The following is a 20413-nucleotide window of genomic DNA, read 5'->3' on the forward strand; positions in this document are numbered from 1 at the left end:
ATGAAACAAGGGACATCAGCTCAACGATGGTCGAAAACAAAAGCTCACGCGGGTACTGGCGTTGACGGTGTTCTTCAAACACCTGATCAACCCATTCGGCAGGAACAGCCTGCTCCAGTATCAATTTAGTCATGACACTGGCCGGTGTCTTTTTTTCAAACCGCGCTAGAACTTCTGTCCACATCGTTTTCGTCACCCTGACTGGTTTTTAGGGGATTCTAAACGAAGACCTTGAAAGGGCTGGCCCTTACGGCGAGTCCCTTTGGCAAACGCCCCAAAGGAACCAAAGGTCTCGCCCCGAACGTACGGCCCCTCGCTAAGGCTCGGGGTTCCTTCGCTGCGGTTTTGGCCGGGGGCATTGCCCTCCGGTCGGCTTCGCTTCGACCTACATGCAATGAGTTCGACTGCGTCGAACGGCGCTGCGCGCCCATCCCCGGATGAACACCTCCACTCAGCCTGCCGAGGGGGCGGGTGGATCAAGATCAAAAGCTGCAGGCGAGCTAACGCTCGGCCTGATGAGTGGTGAGAAGCGTCTGCGTACGCCGATCTGCCTTTGCTCTTTTGTGGGAGCGAGCTTGGTCCGGGCGGCGTTCCGACGATGGCGGCCTGCCAGCCAACCAATCGCTCACAGACAAACGCTGATCCACTGTAGGAGCGGGCTTGCCCGCGAAGGCGGCCTGCCAGCCAACCAACCTCTCACAGACAAACGCTGATCCACTGTAGGAGCGAGCCTGCTCGCGAAGGCGGCCTGCCAGCCAACCAACCTCTCACAGACAAACGCTGATCCACTGTAGGAGCGAGCCTGCTCGCGATAGCGGTGGATCAGTCAACACCAGTGCCGAATGTAATGCCGCCATCGCGAGCAAGATCGCTCCCACAGGGAATGTGCCGTGTTCTGACAGCCCTGTTTAATAGCCGTCAGCCTTGTTTCCTGAAAGCCACACCGCCTTGCGTCGTTGCCTACAACTACGCCAGAATCCGCCGGCTTGTGCGTCTTGTACCCGGTCTTTATCGTTTCCCGGTCGCTGCAAATTCAGCGATCGGGTTTAGCGACCCGACCAGGTATAAGCGCAACAAGGCTCCAGTCTCTATTGCACATATTCGTGTGTTTGCAATTTTCGACATGGTGGCTGTGCGCGGGAGACCTTCGGGTCTACCGGGTCTTATACCTCCCGGTTCGCTAACCTGCGTACAGCTGCCACCCTTACTTGTTTAGCGACGGGTTTTGGTGGTTTCACCAGGTATAAAGGAGCTTGACCATGTGCAAACCAACTCCGAATCCCCCACAATCCGACGACGTTTCCCCCTACGATTCGCTCGACTCCAGAAAGCTCCACGAAGCCGCCGACCGCGCACTGGATCACTACCTCAATCCCCCGAAAGATCCGGCTCCATCGCACAAACCCAGCACGATGTTTGTCATCGCCCCCGACATCAATACCGAAACTCTATTGGCCCACGCCTGCGAATCCCTGGCCTCGGCCAGCATCATGGCCAGTGACCTTGCGGGATTTCTGCAAATCCCTCATCGCAACGCGCTGCTGGGGATTGCGCAGATCATCATGCTTGGTGAGCTGGCGGTGAATCGGGCGCTGGATAATCTCGACCCGCAGGAGTAACCCGGTAGAGGCAACAACAAATAAACCTGTGGGAGCAAGCTCGCTCCCACAGGGTTCTATGTCGTGTGGTCGATCTCGGTCTTCCCGCAAACAGAGCACGTACATTCAATTTTTCCTCCTCCTTCCCCGGCACTATCGAATCCAGTCCCGGCACATCGACGCCGGTGGTTTTTCATTTGTATGGGTAGGCCATGGACGCTTCGCGACGCGATGATCGGGCGCAAGACTGGGGGCTGCTGTTTCTGCGGGGCAGCGGCGGGTTGTTCCTGTTGTGGGTGCACGGCTTGCCCAAGCTGCTGCACTACAGTGCCGAGTTGCAAAACATCGAAGACCCTTTCCACCTGGGCGCGAACCTGACGCTGATGTTGGCGATTTTTGCCGAGGTCGTGTGCCCGCTGCTGATCGTCGGCGGGTTGCTGGCGCGTCTGGCGTGTTTGCCTATTCTGTTTGTGCTGTGGGTGTCGATGTTGATCGTGCATCCGCAGTGGACCCTCTTCGAAGGCCAGTTCGGCTGGCTGTTGCTGATTGTCTTCACCAGCATTTTCATCGCCGGGCCGGGACGGCTGGCGCTCAATGTCCGTTTCGCCGGAGCCTTGCGTTATGTCTGAATCCAATCGCCGTGAGCCGGCAAGTCCCGGGCCTGATGAGGTGGTGACCCTGATCGTCAAACACCGGGTCAAGGCCGGTTTCGAAGTGCCTTATGAAGCCTGGCTGCGCAACATCGTCAAGGTGGCGGCACAGAACGTCGGGCACCTGGGCGTGGATGTGGTACGCGGCAAGCACGCCGGCCTCGACACCTACACCTGCGTGTTGCGCTTTTGCTCGACCGAAGCGATGCAGAACTGGCTCGATTCACCGCAACGCCAGGCACTGGTCGACGAAGCCGCGCCGATGCTCGCCGATGGCGACCAGACCGAAGTCAATCCGGTCAACGAGTTCTGGTTCTCGCCCCAGGCCGAAGCCGGTACGCCACCGCCGCGCTGGAAGCAGGCCGTGGTGACGCTGCTGGTAATCCTGCCGCACACCTTGCTGGTGCCGCTGCTCTGGGGGCCGTTGTTGCAGCTCAACGCCTTGCTCTCCAATTACGTGGTGGCCACGTTCCTGATCACCCTGACCATCGTACTGTCGGTGGTTTACATCTTCATGCCCATGGCGACGCGTCTGTTTGCGCCCTGGCTGTCTCCCGCTACTTTGCACGAGGAACCGTGATGAACGCCGATCTGATTCTGTTCAATGGTCAATTCCACACCGTTGACCGCGAAAAACCGCTCGCCAGCGCCGTGGCGATCAGCGACGGTCGTTTCGTCGTGGTCGGCAGCGATGCCCAGGCCATGGCCCTGCGTGGTTCGAACACCCAGGTGATCGACCTCAAGGGCCGTTGTGTGATTCCCGGGCTCAACGACTCGCACTTGCACCTGATCCGTGGTGGCTTGAACTACAACCTCGAACTGCGCTGGGAGGGTGTGCCGTCCCTGGCCGATGCCTTGCGCATGCTCAAGGATCAGGCTGACCGCACGCCGACGCCGCAGTGGGTGCGGGTGGTCGGTGGCTGGAACGAATTCCAGTTCGCCGAAAAACGCATGCCGACCCTGGCCGAGCTCAATCAGGCGGCACCAGACACGCCGGTTTTCGTGCTGCACCTGTACGACCGCGCCTTGCTCAACCGTGCCGCGTTGCGCGTAGCCGGCTACACCCGCGACACGCCGAACCCGCCGGGTGGCGAGATCGTGCGCGACGCCAATGGCGAGCCGACCGGCATGCTGGTGGCGCGGCCGAACGCGATGATTCTGTACTCGACCCTGGCCAAGGGGCCGAAACTGCCGCTGGAGTATCAGGTCAACTCGACCCGCCAGTTCATGCGCGAACTCAATCGCCTGGGCCTGACCAGTGCCATCGATGCCGGCGGCGGTTTCCAGAATTACCCGGACGATTACCAGGTGATCGAGCAGTTGGCGAAGGATGAGCAACTGACCGTGCGCATCGCCTACAACCTGTTCACCCAGAAGCCCAAGGAAGAGTTGACCGACTTCAAGAACTGGACCAGCAGCGTGAAGCTGCACCAGGGCGACGATTTCCTGCGGCACAACGGCGCCGGGGAAATGCTGGTGTTCTCGGCGGCGGACTTCGAAGACTTCCTCGAACCGCGCCCGGACCTTCCGCAAACCATGGAAGCCGAACTGGAGCCGGTGGTGCGCCACTTGGTCGAGCAACGCTGGCCGTTCCGTTTGCACGCCACCTACAACGAATCCATCAGCCGCATGCTCGACGTATTCGAGAAGGTCAACCGCGACATTCCGTTCAACGGCTTGCCGTGGTTTTTCGACCACGCCGAAACCATCACCCCGCAGAACATCGAGCGGGTGAGGGCGTTGGGAGGCGGCATTGCGATTCAGGATCGCATGGCGTTCCAGGGTGAATATTTCGTCGAGCGTTACGGCGCGAAAGCGGCCGAAGCCACGCCACCGATCAAGCGCATGCTGGCCGAGGGCGTACCGGTCGGTGCCGGTACCGACGCCACGCGGGTGTCGAGCTACAACCCGTGGACTTCGCTGTACTGGATGGTCAGTGGCCGCACCGTCGGCGGCATGGAGCTGCACGCCGAAGGCCTTTCACGCCTGACGGCGTTGGAACTGTTCACCCACGGCAGCGCCTGGTTCTCGTCGGAGCAAGGCAAGAAAGGCCAGATCAAGGTCGGGCAACTGGCCGACGTCGCCGCCCTCAGCGCGGACTTTTTCAGCGTCGATGAAGAGGCGATCAAGTGGATCGAGTCGGTGCTGACTGTGGTCGGCGGCAAGGTGGTGTACGGCGCCGGTGACTTCGAGAAGCTCGGGCCGGCCAGCGTGCCGGTGCTGCCGGACTGGTCGCCGGTGGTGAAGGTGCCGGGCCACTGGCGCCCGACGTCGCCGATGCAGGCCCAGGTTCACCATTGCAGCGGGCCGTGTGCGGTGCATTCCCACAGCCATGAACGGGCGCGCCTGTCGAACGCGCCGGTCAGCGATTTCGCCGGTTTCTGGGGCGCCTTTGGCTGCTCGTGTTTTGCCTTCTGACCCATTTAAAAAAGCGCCGGCCCAACAGGTCGGCGTTGACTGCGACAACCATCCACCAAGGAGTTTCCAATGAGCAACGTTCCGTACAAACGCCTGAACAAAGACGATGCCGTGGTATTGCTGGTCGACCACCAGACCGGTCTGATCTCGCTGGTACAGGATTTCTCGCCCAACGAGTTCAAGAACAACGTGCTGGCCCTGGGTGACATCGCCAAGTTCTTCAAATTACCGACCATCCTCACCACCAGTTTCGACAGCGGTCCGAACGGTCCGATCGTGCCGGAGCTCAAGGCGCAGTTCCCGGACGCGCCGTTCATTGCACGCCCGGGCCAGATCAACGCCTGGGACAACGAAGACTTCGTCAAGGCGATCAAGGCTACCGGTCGCAAGCAACTGATCATCGCCGGTGTGGTGACCGACGTATGCGTGGCGTTCCCGACCCTGTCGGCCATTGCCGAAGGCTTTGAGGTGTTTGTGGTGACCGACGCTTCCGGCACCTTCAACACCACCGTGCAACAAGCGGCCTGGGCACGCATGTCGGCCGCCGGTGCGCACCTGCTGAACTGGTTCTCCGTGGCCTGCGAGCTGCAAGGCGACTGGCGCAACGACATGGAAGGCCTGGCCAACCTGCTGTCTGAACGCCTGCCGAACTATCGCAACCTGATCAACAGCTACACCAAATTTACCGCCAAATAAGACCAGTCAGTCGCTCCCACAAGGGATCCAGGCTGTTCACAGTATTTGTGAATGACACAGATCCGGTGTGGGAGCGACGGTGCTGCTCGAGATGGAGGCGATGCGGTTTGCCGCGTCACCGGTTCAAGGCGTGACGATATTGAACTGCGGCGCGAAGGTATCGAGGCTGCTCATCAACTCCCCAAGCTTCTTGCCATTGCCTTGCAACTTGATCAGGCCTTTCTGGATCGCTGTCGGGATATCCAGTTGCTTGAGGCTGATCTGTTCCAGGGTGGCCTTGGTCATGTTCACACTGGCGTCCGCCTGGGGATTGAGCCCGGCACGGTGGGTCAGCACTCCATTGCGCAGGGTCAGGTTGAAGTCCTTGTTCTGATCCTCGAAAGTCCAGTTCAGGGTCAGGTCATGGCCTACAGCCTTTTCACTGTCCAGACGAACCGCCAGGAAGTCGAAGAACATCTGCGGGCTCATCGCCCGCACCATGTCCACCGATACCGAAGTGCCCGCTTGGGGTGGCACGCCGTTGCGCAGTTCCATGGCACCGGTCAGGTACATGTTGCGCCAGGTGGCGTTTTCACTTTGATAGCCCATTTGCTCCAGCGCCTGGGCCTGGGCTTTGCGCGCATCGCCGTTGTCCGGGTTGGCGAACAGCAACTGATTGCCCAGTTGCGCGGCCCAGCGGTATTCACCCTTGGCCATTGCCGCCTGCATTTTCCCCAGCACGGCCGCGTCGCCGCCCATGGCTTCGACCGAACGCTTGGCCGTTTCTACCGGTGGCAGTGGATTGAGGTTGGCCGGATTACCGTCATAGAAACCCATGTAGCGCTGATACACCGCGCGGGTGTTGAAACTCAGTGAGCCGTAGTAGCCACGGGTGTACCACTTCTGGTCGAGGGTGCCGGGCAGCTTCTTGATCGAATCGGCGATTTCCAGCGGCGTCAGGCCCTGATTCAGCAAGTGCAGGGTGCGGTCGTTGAGGAAGGCGTACATGTCGCGCTGGTCGGCGAGGAAGGTGCGGATGCGCTCGCCGCCCCAGGTCGGCCAGTTGTGCTGGGCGAACAACACATCGCTCTTGTCACCGTAACGCGCCAGGCTGCTGTCCAGGTACTCTGCCCAAGCCTTGGCGTCACGCACCTGGGCGCCGCGGGGGGTGAGGATGTTGTGCATCATTTGCGTGGCGTTTTCCGCCATGCACAAGGCGCGCAACTGCGGCAGGTACAGGTTCATCTCCGCCGGTGCTTCGGTGCCCGGGGTCAACTGGAACTCCACGTCGAGGCCTGCGATGGTGCGGGTTTCCAGCTCTTTGTCGATCAGGTCGGTGGGCGGGATCAAGGTGACGGTGCCGCCGCTCGGCGTGCTCTTGCCCAAGCCGGCATCGACCTGGCCTTTTTCGCCACGGGGCAACAGGCTGCCGAACTGGAACTGTGCGCGGCGGCTCATGGCGTTGCCGGCGTAGACGTTCTCGCTCATCACGTGTTCCATGAACCCGGTGGGGGCGAACACCTTGACCTTGCCGGCCTTGACGTCGGCCTCGTCGATGACCCCGCGCACGCCACCGAAGTGGTCGACGTGGGTGTGGCTGTAGATCACCGCCACCACCGGTTTGTGCGGACGGTTCTGGTAGTACAGGTCCAGTGCCGCCTTGGCGGTTTCGGCCATGGTCAGCGGGTCAATGATGATCAGGCCGTCGTCACCTTCGATGATGGTCATGTTGGCCAGATCGAGGCCGCGAACCTGATACAGCCGTGGGCTGACTTCAAACAGTCCGGCATGGGCGCTGAGCTGGGCCAGGCGCCACAGGCTCGGGTTGACTGACTCCGGGGCCTGATCCTTGCCGAGGAAGTCATAGGCCTGGATATCCCAGATGACCTTGCCCGAGGCGTCCTTGACCTGGCCCTTGAACGGCGCGATCAGGCCCTTGGTGACCGACTCGTAGTCGGTGCGGTCGGTGAAGGGCAGTTGTTGCAGCACGGCGGCGTTACTGGCCGAGGTTTGCGGGCTGGCCGCGACCGGTGCGTCGGCGGCGACCACCGATTGCGCAAGGCAGGCTGTGATCAGACAAGCGAGCAGCCCACGAGGGCTCAAGGTGAAACGAGGCATGGTGTCTCCGTTTTTTATCGTTATGGTCAGACCAGCTTCGAGAGTAGGGCGGGGCTCGGGCAGGGCGATCATCAGCAACGGACAAAAAACATTCAGGGCCGCTATTCTTGGACCAGGCATATCCAGCAGGTTGACCCATGCTTGAAGTCCATGGCGTTTTCAAAAGCTACACCACCCCGCAGGGGCCGCTGCCGGTGCTGCAAGGCGTCGATCTGACGCTCAGGCCCGGCAGCAGCCTGGCACTGATGGGCGAGTCGGGCAGTGGCAAAAGCACCTTGCTGCACCTGATCGCCGGGCTGGACCGGATCGATCGCGGCAGCATTCGCAGTGGCGGGCATCGTCTGGAGCAGATGAATGAAGGGCAACTGGCGAACTGGCGCCGCACGGAAATCGGCCTGGTGTTCCAGCAGTTCAACCTGATTGGCAGCCTGCGGGTCGAAGACAACCTGGCGATTCAGGCGCGTCTGGCCGGGCGCCATGACCCACACTGGCAGGCGCATCTGGTGCAGCGCCTGGGCCTGGGCGAGTTGCTGCGGCGCTACCCGGAGCAACTGTCCGGCGGCCAGCAGCAACGGGTTGCGCTGGGGCGGGCGCTGGCGTCGCGCCCGCAACTGCTGCTGGCCGACGAGCCCACCGGCAGCCTCGATGAAACCACCGCCGCCGAGGTGTTGCAGTTGCTGCTGGAATTGCTCGACGACAGTCCCACCAGCCTGTTGATGGTCACCCACAGTCCCGGCGTGGCGGCGCGGCTGGCGGAAAAAGCGCTGCTGTGCGGTGGTCGTCTTGCCGGTGTGGGGGCGCGCTGACATGCGCATTTTTGGCGAAACCCTGCGCGCTCTGCTCAGCCACTGGCGGCAGCACCCGGTGCAGTTTTTCAGTGTGCTGACCGGGTTGTGGCTGGCCACCAGCCTGCTGACCGGCGTCCAGGCACTCAACAGCCAGGCCCGCGACAGCTATGCCCGCGCCAGTCAGTTGATCGGCGGCGAACCTCAGGCCAGTCTCGGTGCACCCGGTGGCGGCACGTTCACGCAGCAATGGTTTATCGATCTGCGCCGAGCGGGGTGGCCGGTGTCACCGGTACTGCAAGGGCGAGTCACGCTCAAAGGCCATGAAGAGCAGCGCTTGCAGTTGATGGGCATCGAGCCGGTGTCGCTGCCGGCGGGCGCGGCGGTGGCCGGGCAGGCCCTGGCGATTGAGCAGGTGGTCGATTTTTTCAGCCCGCCGGGCACTACCTGGATATCGTCGCAAACCTTGCAGGCACTGGGTTTGCGTGAGGGTGACCAGCCCTTGACCCTGGCTGGCGCGGCACTGCCGCCGTTGCATGTGCAGGCCGATATGGCACCCGGTGTGCTGCTGGTGGACATCGGTTTTGCCCAGCAGATTCTGGGGTTGCCGGATCAGTTGTCGCGTCTGCTGTTGCCGAAGGAATTCACTGCGCCGCTGCCGGATTCGCTCAAGGGGCAGCTGCAACTCAAGAGCGCCGGTGAAGAAAACAACTTGGCGCGCCTGACCGAAAGCTTTCACCTGAACCTCGATGCTCTTGGGGTGCTGTCGTTCGTGGTCGGCCTTTTTATCGTACACGCCGCCATCGGGCTGGCGCTGGAGCAACGCCGAGGCTTGTTCCGGACCCTGCGTGCCTGCGGCGTGAGTGCGCGGATGCTGATCGCTTGTCTCTCCGTCGAATTGGGTGGGCTGGCCCTGATCGGCGGTGTAGCCGGGGTGGTCAGCGGCTACCTGCTGGCCGGTGTGCTGTTGCCCGATGTCGCCGCCAGCCTGCGTGGCTTGTACGGCGCCGAAGTGGCGGGGCAGTTGAGCCTCAGCCTGTCGTGGTGGTTGAGCGGTATCGGCTTGAGCCTGATCGGCGCGTTGCTGGCCGGTGCCAGCAGCCTGTTGCGGGCGGCGCGCTTGCCCTTGCTGGCGCTGGCCGACCCGCAAGCCTGGCATCAGGCCCATGCCCGCTGGTTGCGACGCCAGGGCGGGGTGGCGGCAATGGCCGGGGCGATCGCGTTGCTGGCGCTGACTTTCGGTGACAGCCTGGTCATTGGCTTCGTGTTGATGGCGGCGCTGTTGATCGGTGCCGCACTGGCACTGCCGGTGGTGCTCAGTTCGCTGCTCAGTCTCGGTTCGCAGCGCAGTCGCTCGGTGCTCGGCCAGTGGTTTGTCGCCGATTGCCGCCAGCAACTGCCGGCCCTGAGCCTGGCGTTGATGGCGCTGCTGTTGGCCATGGCGGCGAACATCGGTGCCGGCAGCATGACCGCAGGCTTTCGCCAGACTTTCAGCGACTGGCTCGAGCAACGGCTGACGGCCGAACTTTACCTCAATCCCCAGAGCCCGGCCCAGGCCAGGGAGCTGCACGGCTGGCTCGTCCAGCAGCCGCAACTGGCGGCGGTGCTGCCCAACTGGCAGGTGTCGATCCAGTTGCAGGGCTGGCCGACGGACCTGTCCGGGATCATCGACCACCCGACCTATCGCCAGCACTGGCCGCTGCTCGAAGCCTTGGGCGACACCCCTTGGGAGCGCTTGGCCAAGGACGATGCGGTGATGCTTAGCGAACAACTGGCCCGGCGCTTGCGCGTGCAGCTCGGCGATCACCTGACGCTGCCGACGCCCACCGGCCCGTGGTCGCCGCGGATCGTTGGGATCTACGCCGACTACGGCAATCCCAAGGGCCACATTCTGGTCAATATCGATCACTTGCTGCGCGGCTGGCCGCAATTGGCACCGAGCCGCTTCAACCTGCGCATCGAGCCTGCGTCGATCCCGGCGTTCGTCACGGCGCTGCAGGCGCGTTTTACCCTCGACGACAGCCGCATCGTCGATCAGGCGCGGCTCAAGGGCTGGTCCACGCAAGTCTTCGAACGCACCTTCGCCGCCACCGCCGCGCTCAACAGCCTGACGCTGTGCGTGGCCGGGGTGGCGCTGTTCATCAGTCTGTTGACCCAAAGCCAGAGCCGTCTCGGGCAACTGGCGCCGCTGTGGGCACTGGGCGTGACTCGTCGGCATTTGATGTTGCTCAACCTCGGGCAAACCTGGCTGCTGGCGCTGCTGACCCTGGTGCTGGCGTTGCCGCTGGGCATCGCCCTGGCGTGGTGCCTGGACACGGTGATCAACGTGCAGGCCTTTGGCTGGCGCCTGCCGTTGCGGGTGTTTCCATGGCAACTGTTGCAATTGATGGGGCTGGCGCTGGTGGCGACGCTGCTGGCCTCGGCCTGGCCGTTGTACCGTTTGTACCGCACGCAACCAGCGGACCTGCTGCGGACGTTTGCCCATGAAGATTAAAGCCTGCGTGTTGCTCCTGGCGCTGCTGGCGAGCGGTTGCGATCAACCGGCACCGGTCGAAAAGGGTTTTGCCGGGCTGGGCAACCAGGCCGCTGCGTTCACCAAGGTAGTGCCCGGTCGGGTGTTCAGCTTCCCGGCGGATCACGGCCCGCACGACGGCTTTCGCATCGAGTGGTGGTACGTCACGGCCAACCTGAAGGACGATCAGGGGCATGAGTTCGGCGCGCAATGGACGTTGTTCCGCAGTGCCTTGACAGCCACCCCCGAGGTGGCGGGTTGGCAGAATCAGACGATCTGGCTCGGTCACGCGGCGGTGACATCGGCGACGGTGCATCACGCGGCTGAACGCTATGCCCGTGGTGGCGTCGGTCAGGCCGGTGTCAGCGTCGCGCCGTTCAATGCGTGGATCGACGACTGGCAGTTGCGCAGCCAGGCGACTGCCGACGACCCGTTAGCCGACCTGCAGCTCAGTGCTCGTGACCGGCGTTTCAGCTACCGGTTGCGGTTGACCTCGACAGGTCCGCTGGTGCTTCAGGGGGACCAGGGGTTCAGCCAGAAATCCGAGCAGGGTCAGGCCTCGTATTACTACAGCCAGCCGTTTTTCCAGGCCAGCGGCACGCTGGATATCGACGGCCAGACCTTTCAGGTCAGTGGCCCGGCCTGGCTTGACCGCGAATGGAGCAGCCAGCCCCTGACAGGCAATCAGACCGGTTGGGACTGGTTCTCCCTGCACCTGGACAGCGGCGAGCAGGTGATGCTGTATCGCATGCGGCAAAAGGACGGCGAGCCTTACCTCATCGGCACTTGGATCGACGCCCGGGGCCAGACACAATTGCTGCGCGCCAGCGACATCAGCCTCGCGCCACAAGACACCGCCCGCGTGGCAGGACGCGAGATGCCCGTGCGCTGGTCGATCAAGATCCCCGCCAGACACCTCGATATCGCCATCACCGCGCTCAATCCCCAGGCCTGGATGGACTTGCGCATTCCATATTGGGAAGGCCCGGTGCGCCTCAGTGGCAGTCATGCAGGGAACGGATATCTGGAAATGACCGGGTACTAGGGCAAAGCTGTTCAGTTAAGCGAATGTGGTCCTCTGTAGGAGCGAGCTTGCTCGCGATGGTCGTTAACGATAACGCGTATTTACTGGCTAAACGCGGCGCACTTGAATCCATCGTCGGAACGCCGCCCGGAGCAAGCTCGCTCCTACAATTTCCTTAAGTGAACAGCATTGTGGGTACTAGGGGGCTTGTGCAAGGAATATCACCGCCCTGGCGCGACCACTCGCTGAACAGCGTCTATGCTCACTCGCACACACGGTGTTGAGCCCGTTTTCAACGCCGTTTGTTGCCATCAATCACAGGGAAAGTTCTGTCTATGAAACGCCACGCACTGAGCAAAGCCATCACCCTCGCAACCTTGCTGTCTGCCGCCAGTTTTGGCGCAGTTGCCGCCGATATTCCGCTGTCCGAAGTCGTGGTGGCCGATCAAGTCTCCACCAAAGTCGTTTCGGTTGATGCCGCGAACCATTCCGTGGTTCTGAAAGGCCCGCAGGGTAACGAGTTCCCGGTGCAGTTGACCGACAAGGCGAAAAACCTCGATAACCTCAAGGCCGGCGATACGGTGGACATCACGGTCACCAGCGCCGTTGCCGCCTACCTCGACACCGATATCGACAAAGGCCTGCCCGGCACCGCCGAAGCCATTGGCGAAATTCGCGCAGCGCCAGGCAGCGCCAACCCGGGTGGCGAAGCTTACCGTCAGGTGAAAGTGCAGTTGAAAATCACCCATATTGACGTGAAAAAACACCAGGTGACCTTCGAAAACCCGGAAGGCCAGTCCAAGACTGTCGACGTCAAACGCCCTGAAGTCCAGGCCAAACTCAAGGACTTGAAAGTCGGGCAAAGCGTGAACGTGGTTTATACCGATGTATTGACGGTGACCAGCCAGCACTAATATTGGCTCTGAACGGGTTGATTGTTTTTGTGCAGGTTTTGTACAGGAATAATCAACTCGTATGGCCGAACTGGTGAGTTTGTGGCTTGGTGCGGGACAGGATTTAAGTCAACATTTTATTACATATGATGTCGATAAATTTCATCTTTGCCCCACCGACATATTTAGCCACTTCTACTAAAATACTTTCCGTTCGCCCAGTGCAAGGCTCTTTACCAGTGCATGGATTGCCGAGGCCAGTGCACTGGGCGAACACTTTTTTTGCTGTTTTGAAAGTTTCGGATATAAAAAAACGGGCGACCAACAGGTCGCCCGTTTTTTTATTGAGCGGTGAGAGATCGTTCAGTCATGTTTTTTATTGACTTGAACGACATCGGCCAACGCCGCGAAACACTGCTCGATCGAACGCCGCTGGCTGTCGGCGTACAGCTGCAGTTCATCGATCGTCGGCCGCCCCAGAGCCTGTTCGAAGGCTTGCTGGTTGGAGTGAACGCCGTAACGGGTCTGCGCCGCATCCCCAAGGTTCGACTGGAAAATCCCCGCTGCGCTGACCGGGAGGAAGTCTTCGTACACCAGCGGTTCCACCCGCAGGCAACCGCTGCCGAGCAGGTCTTCCAGGGCGGCGTTTGTCAGGTCACCCGCCGCCAGGCCTTGTTCCGTCACGAAGTAGCGGAAGTAAGCCAGGCCCTGTTGGCGCATGCCTTCCCAGGTGTCAGGGAATTCGCTGAAGTGCTGCGCCATGAGCGCGTTGTAACGCGCGGCGTTGGCTTCGTTGGGAAAGTCCTTGAGTTCGTCCCGCGCGGCATTGAGCAAGCGGTCGTACAGTGCCCGGCCTTTGGGCGTGAGGGCGGCACCGCGCTGTTCGATTTCGCCGAATCTAGCGCTGTGACTGCCGCGAGCCTGGTTTTGATCGGTGAAGGCAATCGGCTCGTCCAGGGCCTTGAAACTGGTCTGGCGCAACAGGATCGGGCATTGGCGGCGGGGCGGGCCTTCGATCACCGCCTTGGGGGTGATGCCATGGGCCGGCATTTGCGCCTGGACGATGTCGATGTCCAGGGTCCGTGGTGTCAGGTGGTTGATGTGGGGGCCCTTGAACGCCACCACGTCGGCGATCAGACGATGCTGGGCGCTGAGTTGTCGATACTGCTCGGCAGTGACGGTGGCGCTGTGGTGCCAGCGAAACGTTTCCAGGGCCTGTTCGACGAATTCCAGGGCTTCCTGCTCGGTCAGGCCACCCCGGGATTCGGCACGTTCGATGAGGGAGAGGGCCGTGGGGGTGAAGATCGCGCGCTGGTCGAGCATCGACTGGGCGAACGCTCGCAGCTCCAGGTCTTCGATCAATTCCAGGCGCAACAGCGAGGTGAATACCCGGAACGGGCTGACCTGCAACGACGCTTCATGCACCGCGCGAAAAGCCGTGGAATGCACCGGCACGCCGGCGGGTGTCAGGTCGTAGTAACCCACCGGATGCATGCCCATTACCGCGAACAGGCGGGCGAGGGTCGCCAGTTCAGCGGACGTACCGACGCGGATCGCCCCATGACGCTCCAGGTCCAGGCGCTCGATTTCGCCGGTGCTCGTGAGCTGTTGTGCGACCTGTGGATCGCTGTCCAGTACGTGACGGTTGGTCTGCTCCACCAGCTCCATCAATGCGCCGTACAACGGCACTTCCTCGCGATACATGTCGGACATCGCTTTGGAGAAGCGTTGGCGGATCAGGTCAGGGCTGACGAAGTTCGGGTGGTTCATGAACAGGATTCCTGGCGCGGTGACGTAAAGGATGGACGAAAGATCGCAGCCTTGAGCGACGCCGACAAACGAAGTTTCTGACGAACTTCATTCTGCAAAGGACTGCATGCCTAGGGGGCGTTCTCAATTGGTTTCCTAGTGCAGTCGTTGATCCTGTGGGCTCTCCGAGCGCAGCGATGCCAAAAACTCCCGATACAGCCGCGCCGAACCGGTGGGGGCTTCCACCATGGGCATGTGCCCGACGGCGTCCCAGATATGCACGCGCAGGTCGACGATGCCCTTGCTCCAGACCGCCACGCTGCTGACATCGATCAGCCGGTCCTTGCGCCCCCACAGCAACAGGGCCGGGGCGGTGATGTCGGGCAGGTGCGGTTCCATCGGCGGACTGGCGCGCATTTCACGGAAGATTTCTTCCAGCTCCTCGCGGGACTGTTCATAGCGCTGGGCGACGGCATCGAGAACCAGCTTCGGTACCCAGGGTGGCGAAGCCATGGTCATGGCGTAGAAGCGCTGGAATTCTTCGCGCGAGTGAATCAGAAACGGGTTGTGGCCCCTGGCCAAATGCCGCTCGAGGTCACTGGGCTCGGGCGCGGTGACACCCGCCGGGTCGAACAGTGCCAAGGACACAATGCGCTCGGGGTACGTGGCTGCGAGCCATGCGGCCATGTAGCCACCCATGGAATTGCCGATGACATGGACTTTCTCCACCCCGCACACATCCAGCAGCTGGATCATGCGCTTGGCCTGCAGCGGGATGTCATAGCCGCCGCCGGCCTTGAAGCCGGTTTCGCCATGGCCGGCGATGTCCGGGATGATCACCCGGTGACTGCCGACAAAGTGCCGGGCGAAACGCAGCCAGAGGTTCTTGTCAGCGCTGAAGCCATGGAGCATCAGCACACTGCTGGTGGCCTCGTACGGCCCGCCTTGCCAGGTCGAGACGGTCATCTCGGGGATAGGCACGACGATTTTGTGCAGCCGGTACAACTTGGCCTCGGCCGCCATGTTCAAGTCATAGAGCCAGTAGCCGATGGCCGGGTAGGTCAGCCAGCTCCAGGCGACGAACACTGCGAGAACGACGAATAACAAAAGCATCATGCGTCTCCCTTGTATCTGCTCAGGACAAAATGTGATCGGCGGGTTTCAGCGCTCGGGTCAAGCGATGAAAGCTGAAGCTGAACCCCGGAAACATGGCAATCACATGACCGCTCCTGCTTTGATACCAACTATGGCAACCACCGGACTTCCACACGGTGCGCTCCATTTCCCGGTGGATCATTTCAGTGTAGGTACGTTCTGCCTCATGGCGAACTTCGATGCTGCGTAAACCTTGATCCCTCAAGGTGCGAATGCAATCGAGGATGTAATTCATCTGGGATTCGATGATGAACAGCGCCGAGGTGTGGCCGATGCCGGTGTTCGGCCCGGTGACGATGAACAGGTTGGGGAAGTCGGGCAGGGCGGTGCCGAGATAGGCCCGCGGGTATTGTGCCCAGACCTCCTTGAGACAGGTGCCGTTTTTGCCCGTTACCGGGTAGCAAATCACCCCGTCGGTGGCATCGTAGCCGGTGGACCAGACGATCAGGTCCACGTCTATATGTTGGCCATCGAGGGCAACGATGCCGGTTTCGTCGATGGCCGCGATGCCTTGTTCGCGGCTGTGCAGCGTCACGTTGCGGCGGGCCAGTGCCGGGTACAGCGTGCTGGACAAAATCACCCGTTTGCAGCCCATGGTGTAGTCCGGCGTCAGTTTGCGCCGCAGTTCGGTGTCCGGCACCTGGAGCTTGAGGAAGCGCAGGGCCTGGCGCTGAACCCTGTGCACGGCCGGCTTCGAATACTTGAAGCCAAACACCCGGGTTTCGAATTGCCAGTAGATACCCCAGCGCAGCAACTTGTAGACGGGCTTGAGCCCCAGCAGCCAGCGCTGGAAGCGGCCAAACCTGTGATCAGCCCGGGGCAATACCCAGTGGGGCGTGCGCTGGAACACATGCAAGTGCCCGACGTCCGGGGCAATGGCCGGAATGACCTGGGCCGCACTGGCGCCGCTGCCGACGATGGCCACGGATTTTTGCCGGTAGTCGTAGCCGTGATCCCAGTTGTTGGTGTGGAAAGTTTTGCCCTGAAAACGTTCCTGTCCGTTGAAGTACGGCACCACCGGTTGACTCAGCGGCCCGGTCGCGTTGATCAGGAACTGCGCGCAAAATGTGCCTTTGTCGACGGTGTAAACCGTCCAGCGCTTGTTGGCGTCGTCCCATTCGATGCGCTCGACATTAGCGTCCAGTTCCACCTTGTCCCGCAGGCCGAAGCGTTCCACCACATGGCGGGTGTAGCGGTGCAGTTCGGCTTGTCCTGCGAACATTTGCGTCCAGCGATACGGGGCGAAAGACAAGGAGTAAAGCGGCGAGGGCACATCGACTGCCGCGCCGGGATAGGTGTTCTGGCACCAGGTGCCGCCGAAGAAATCCCGTCGCTCCAGCAGGCGGAAATCGTCGATGCCGGCCTTGAGCAAATTGATTGCAGCACATTGTCCGCCAAAACCGCTGCCGATGATCAATACTTGAAAGGTCTGCATGGGCCTCCTCTTATGGTCATTGATCAACCCTTCTTTCATGTATAGCCGTTTCTGGAGACGAGGCTTTTGCTTTTATTCGAGCGTGATGTCGCGATATTCAGCCTGTCAGTCGGTGATGGCTATTTGATTTCATCCTGATAGACTCCAGCACACAGGCGCAGGCTGTTATCGCATTCCGTCGAGTGGCACAGAGGCCCTATGGCAAAAACGGGAGGAAAGGGATCTTCATTGGCCAGGAGGCTCTACACATCGCGAATCCTGGGGGTGGCCCTGGGATTGGTGTGTGTGAGCGCGGCGATGTATCCACTCGATCCGGCGCCCTGGGTCTGGGGATTCATGTGGTTCAATGGCCTTGTCTGGCCGCACCTGGCTTACCAATGGGCGCGCCGGGCCAGGACGCCCTATCATGCCGAACACCGCAATCTGCTGATCGATGCCTTTCTCGGCGGCTTCTGGATTGCCGCCATGCAATTCAATCCACTGCCCAGCGCGACCACCATCTCCATGATGGCCATGCACAACGTGGCCATCGGCGGCTTGCGCTTCCTGCTGGCCGGGACGGCCGCGCAAGTGCTGGGCCTCTGCGTAGGCTTGCAGATTTTCGCCCCGGCGTTCATTCCTGCTACCAGCCCGGTGCAGCTCTATGCCTGTTTGCCATTGCTGTGCCTGTATCCGTTGGCGCTGGGCTGGTTCTGCTTTCGCCAGGCCCATGCCCTCGGCCGTCAGAAGCGTGAACTGCTGGCACTGAGCCGCACCGACAGCCTGACGGGCCTGCTGAACCATGGCTCCTGGAAGGACCAGCTGGAGGTCGAGTTCCAGCGTTGCAAACGTCAGCAAAAAGGCGGGGCGATTGCGCTGATCGATATCGACCATTTCAAAGCCATCAACGATACCTACGGCCATGTTGCCGGCGACATCGTCCTGCGTCAGTTGAGCAAAATGCTCAAGCACAGCCTGCGAGCGACCGATGTGGCAGGGCGCTACGGCGGTGACGAGTTCTGCGTGATCCTTCCGGACCTGCCCCTGAACCGCGCCGCCGCCGTCATGGAGGCCCTGCGCGATCGCTTCGCCACCTTGGGGGACGAGCAGAACCCGGCGCTGAAAGTCAGCCTGAGCATTGGCCTGGCCTCCTTCAACCCGGCCCACGCCGACGCAATGCTCTGGCTCAATGACGCCGACCATGCGCTATACGAAGCCAAGACCACCGGGCGCAATCGAGTGATCTGTTGCGGTAATGGGAAACCCCATCCCGAACTGCTCGACTCGGTGTGATTGTCTGCTCGCGAAGGCGGAGTGTCTGTTGAGACCGTCACTCCTTCACGCTCATGAACTCTTCCGCGTAGCGGATGTACTCCTCGGGTTGGGTGTAGGTGTGCGTCAGCTCGGTCGCGTTCAGGTCCGAGGTCTGGGTGAGGATCTGGCGTTGCTCGCGCAGGCTGTCGTAGGTTGCCTTGATCGCGGCGAAGTAAGCGCCATGGCCGTCGATGGTCACTCGAACACCCAGTTCGGCCAGGCGCTTGTCATCGCGTAGCAGCGGGTTGCCGTAGGTCACCAGCATCAGCGGCACGCTCAGGTGCTCGGCGATCTGCTCCAGATGGTCGAAGTCCTTTACGCCCACCATGCAGATACCGTCGGCCCCGGCGCGCTGGTATTGCCGGGTGCGGCTGATGATTTCCTGCACCGGCGCAATCCCCGCATGGGTGCGGGCGATGATCGCCATTTCCTTATCGCAGCGGGCTTCCAGTGCCGCGCGGATCTTGCCGACACCTTCGGCGACCGTGATCAGGTCGGTGGACTTGCGGCCAAACTGCGCAGGCAGCAGGGTGTCTTCGATGGTCAGCGCGGCGACGCCGGCCCGTTCGAGTTCGACGATGGTGCGCATGACGTTGAGCGCGTTGCCGTAGCCGTGGTCGGCGTCGGCAATCACCGGCAATTGGGCGACACGGCCGATGCGGGTGGCCTGTTCAGCGAATTCGCTGAGGGTGATCAGGGCAAAGTCAGGGGCGCCCAGCACTTGCAACGAGGCGACCGAACCACCAAGGATCCCGACTTCGAAGCCCAGGTCGGCGGCGATGCGGGCCGACATCGGGTCGAAAACCGAGGCTGTGTGGTAGCAGGTGTCGGAGGCGAACAATTGGCGAAAATTGCGGCGCAAATCTTGATGGGAAAGCCTGGACATATGAGTTCCACCAATGGAATGGAGGGGCTTGAGCAAAAGTGTCAACGCCGAAGATTAAAAGGCTATCACGCGCGCAGGGGGAGAATGATGACGAATTTGCCGGGTCAGTCAGATTGACGTCGCAACGATGGAGCTGATGAGTCACGCCGCCTCGGCCTGTTGCCGTTGGTCAGGCAGCGGCACGGCGCGCACCGAGTCGCCGGGTTGCAGCTGTAAGCGCTTGGCGGTCAGGCGGTCAACCACCAGGCTGTTGCCCAACCGTCGGGCCGGGGCGCAGGTAATGCGGCAGTTTTCCAGGCGGCGGTTGTGGATCAGCCAGAGGGGCGCTTTATCGTCCGGCGAGCCGATGGCCAGTGACAGCGGTTGGCTGTCGCGCACGGTGCGGATCCCGCAAACCGGGGCTTCAAGGACCGGTCCGCCGTCGAAGATATCGATGTAGCCCTTGTGGGCAAACCCTTCGGCGCTGAGGATTTTCAGGGCCGGCTCGGTATTCGGGTGGGCCTTGCCGATCACCGCCTGGGCCTGTTCGGTAAGCAGGCAGGTGTACAGCGGCTGGCGCGGCATCAATTCGGCGATGAACGATTTGTTGCCCAGCCCGGACAAGTGATCGGCGTGGCTGAAATCCATCTTGAAAAAGTGCCGGCCGAGGCTGTCCCAGAACGGCGAGCCACCTCGTTCGTCGGCACTGCCGCGTAACTCGGCGATGAGCCGGTTGCCGAACAGCTGCGTAAACTCGGCCACAAACAACAAACGTCCGAGCGAAAGCAAACGGCCGTTGCTGCCCTGGCGCTGATCGGCGCGCAGGTACAGCGAGCAGACTTGCGATTGCCCGGTCAATTCATTGCTCAGGAACAGGGTCGGGATCTGGCGCTCGATACCCAGGTCCGGTGCCGCACTGACCGTCAGCCCGACCCGGTAGTTGTACCAGGGCTCGCGCAGGCCGACGCCCCCCGTCAGAGCGCTGACGCCCACCACTTGCTGCTCGTCGTCCTCGAGCACGAACAGATAATCGGCATCGGCCCGATCGACCTGCCCGGCGAACGTGCGTCGGGCCCAGCGGATCCGGTGGGCCAGGCGTTCTTCGTCGGCCGGCAGGCTGGTAAGTCCCGGAACGGCCTGACGCACCAGCGTGACCAGGGCGGGCAGATCGGTGATCTGGACCGGACGGACAATCATGCGGCTGTTCCTTGTTCGTGTGTGCTCGGGCGGTGACGTCGCTGGC

The 20413-nt window shown here is 61.6% G+C and carries 16 protein-coding genes and 1 pseudogene; 10 read left to right on the forward strand and 7 right to left on the reverse strand.

The features are described 5' to 3' along the window. Positions 1-133: pseudogene (locus KGA83_RS15395) on the reverse strand (IS4 family transposase); the annotation flags it as partial. Between the two features lie 1126 nt (positions 134-1259). Here KGA83_RS15395 and KGA83_RS15400 point away from each other — a divergent pair. The 5 genes from KGA83_RS15400 (at position 1260) to ycaC (ending at position 5362) form a co-directional block, all read left to right on the forward strand. Then, positions 1260-1619, forward strand: a complete 360-nt coding sequence (locus KGA83_RS15400) for a DUF6124 family protein (protein ID WP_115948307.1) — start codon at positions 1260-1262, stop codon at positions 1617-1619. A 191-nt stretch (positions 1620-1810) separates the two neighbouring features. Further along, complete coding sequence (locus tag KGA83_RS15405) at positions 1811-2227, forward strand: DoxX family protein (protein WP_108219675.1); 417 nt, start codon at positions 1811-1813, stop codon at positions 2225-2227. Continuing rightward, entirely contained in the window at positions 2220-2828 is a 609-nt protein-coding gene (locus KGA83_RS15410; protein ID WP_108219676.1) for an antibiotic biosynthesis monooxygenase, read from the forward strand. Before KGA83_RS15405 ends, KGA83_RS15410 begins: the two co-directional genes overlap by 8 nt. After that, positions 2828-4666, forward strand: coding sequence for an amidohydrolase (locus KGA83_RS15415; protein ID WP_223530087.1), 1839 nt, complete (start codon positions 2828-2830; stop codon positions 4664-4666). The genes KGA83_RS15410 and KGA83_RS15415 overlap by 1 nt, the downstream gene beginning before the upstream one ends. Positions 4667-4735: 69 nt before the next feature. Continuing rightward, positions 4736-5362, forward strand: coding sequence for an isochorismate family cysteine hydrolase YcaC (ycaC, locus tag KGA83_RS15420; RefSeq protein ID WP_095942850.1), 627 nt, complete (start codon positions 4736-4738; stop codon positions 5360-5362). A 123-nt stretch (positions 5363-5485) separates the two neighbouring features. Here ycaC and KGA83_RS15425 read toward each other — a convergent pair whose 3' ends face one another. Next, positions 5486-7459 (reverse strand): alkyl/aryl-sulfatase, encoded by a 1974-nt coding sequence (locus KGA83_RS15425; protein WP_223530088.1) that lies wholly within the window; start codon positions 7457-7459, stop codon positions 5486-5488. Positions 7460-7596: 137 nt separating this feature from the next. Here KGA83_RS15425 and KGA83_RS15430 point away from each other — a divergent pair, with 137 nt between their 5' ends. From KGA83_RS15430 to KGA83_RS15445, 4 genes are all read left to right on the forward strand, one after another. Next, positions 7597-8265 (forward strand): ABC transporter ATP-binding protein, encoded by a 669-nt coding sequence (locus tag KGA83_RS15430; protein ID WP_108219679.1) that lies wholly within the window; start codon positions 7597-7599, stop codon positions 8263-8265. Between the two features lies 1 nt (position 8266). After that, on the forward strand, positions 8267-10738 hold the full coding sequence (locus KGA83_RS15435; protein WP_223530090.1) for an ABC transporter permease: 2472 nt from the start codon (positions 8267-8269) through the stop codon (positions 10736-10738). Next, positions 10728-11801: a lipocalin-like domain-containing protein gene (locus KGA83_RS15440; protein ID WP_223530091.1), complete on the forward strand. Its 1074-nt coding sequence runs from the start codon at positions 10728-10730 to the stop codon at positions 11799-11801. The genes KGA83_RS15435 and KGA83_RS15440 overlap by 11 nt, the downstream gene beginning before the upstream one ends. 314 nt (positions 11802-12115) lie before the next feature. After that, positions 12116-12694, forward strand: a complete 579-nt coding sequence (locus KGA83_RS15445; protein WP_223530092.1) for a hypothetical protein — start codon at positions 12116-12118, stop codon at positions 12692-12694. A 342-nt stretch (positions 12695-13036) separates the two neighbouring features. Here KGA83_RS15445 and KGA83_RS15450 read toward each other — a convergent pair whose 3' ends face one another. The 3 genes from KGA83_RS15450 to KGA83_RS15460 all read right to left on the reverse strand — a co-directional run bounded on the left by KGA83_RS15450 (position 13037) and on the right by KGA83_RS15460 (position 17012). Next, entirely contained in the window at positions 13037-14443 is a 1407-nt protein-coding gene (locus KGA83_RS15450) for a VOC family protein (protein WP_108219683.1), read from the reverse strand. A 135-nt stretch (positions 14444-14578) separates the two neighbouring features. Continuing rightward, positions 14579-15535: an alpha/beta fold hydrolase gene (locus KGA83_RS15455; protein ID WP_108219684.1), complete on the reverse strand. Its 957-nt coding sequence runs from the start codon at positions 15533-15535 to the stop codon at positions 14579-14581. A gap of 22 nt (positions 15536-15557) precedes the next feature. Next, positions 15558-17012 carry a flavin-containing monooxygenase gene (locus KGA83_RS15460; protein ID WP_223530093.1) on the reverse strand — a complete coding sequence of 485 codons (1455 nt, stop codon included), beginning with the start codon at positions 17010-17012 and terminating at the stop codon, positions 15558-15560. Between the two features lie 198 nt (positions 17013-17210). Between KGA83_RS15460 and KGA83_RS15465 the strand changes: the two genes are divergently transcribed. Beyond that, positions 17211-18284: a diguanylate cyclase gene (locus KGA83_RS15465; protein ID WP_223530094.1), complete on the forward strand. Its 1074-nt coding sequence runs from the start codon at positions 17211-17213 to the stop codon at positions 18282-18284. A 37-nt stretch (positions 18285-18321) separates the two neighbouring features. Here the strand turns inward: KGA83_RS15465 and KGA83_RS15470 are convergent, their stop codons facing one another. Both KGA83_RS15470 and astA read right to left on the reverse strand, forming a co-directional pair. Beyond that, a complete protein-coding gene (locus KGA83_RS15470) occupies positions 18322-19191 on the reverse strand; it encodes an oxaloacetate decarboxylase (RefSeq protein WP_108219687.1) in 870 nt (289 codons plus the stop codon). 141 nt (positions 19192-19332) lie between these two features. Continuing rightward, a complete protein-coding gene (astA, locus tag KGA83_RS15475) occupies positions 19333-20367 on the reverse strand; it encodes an arginine N-succinyltransferase (RefSeq protein WP_108219688.1) in 1035 nt (344 codons plus the stop codon). Positions 20368-20413 lie beyond the last annotated feature (46 nt).

Source organism: Pseudomonas sp. GL-R-19, from assembly GCF_019956375.1.
Lineage (GTDB): Bacteria > Pseudomonadota > Gammaproteobacteria > Pseudomonadales > Pseudomonadaceae > Aquipseudomonas.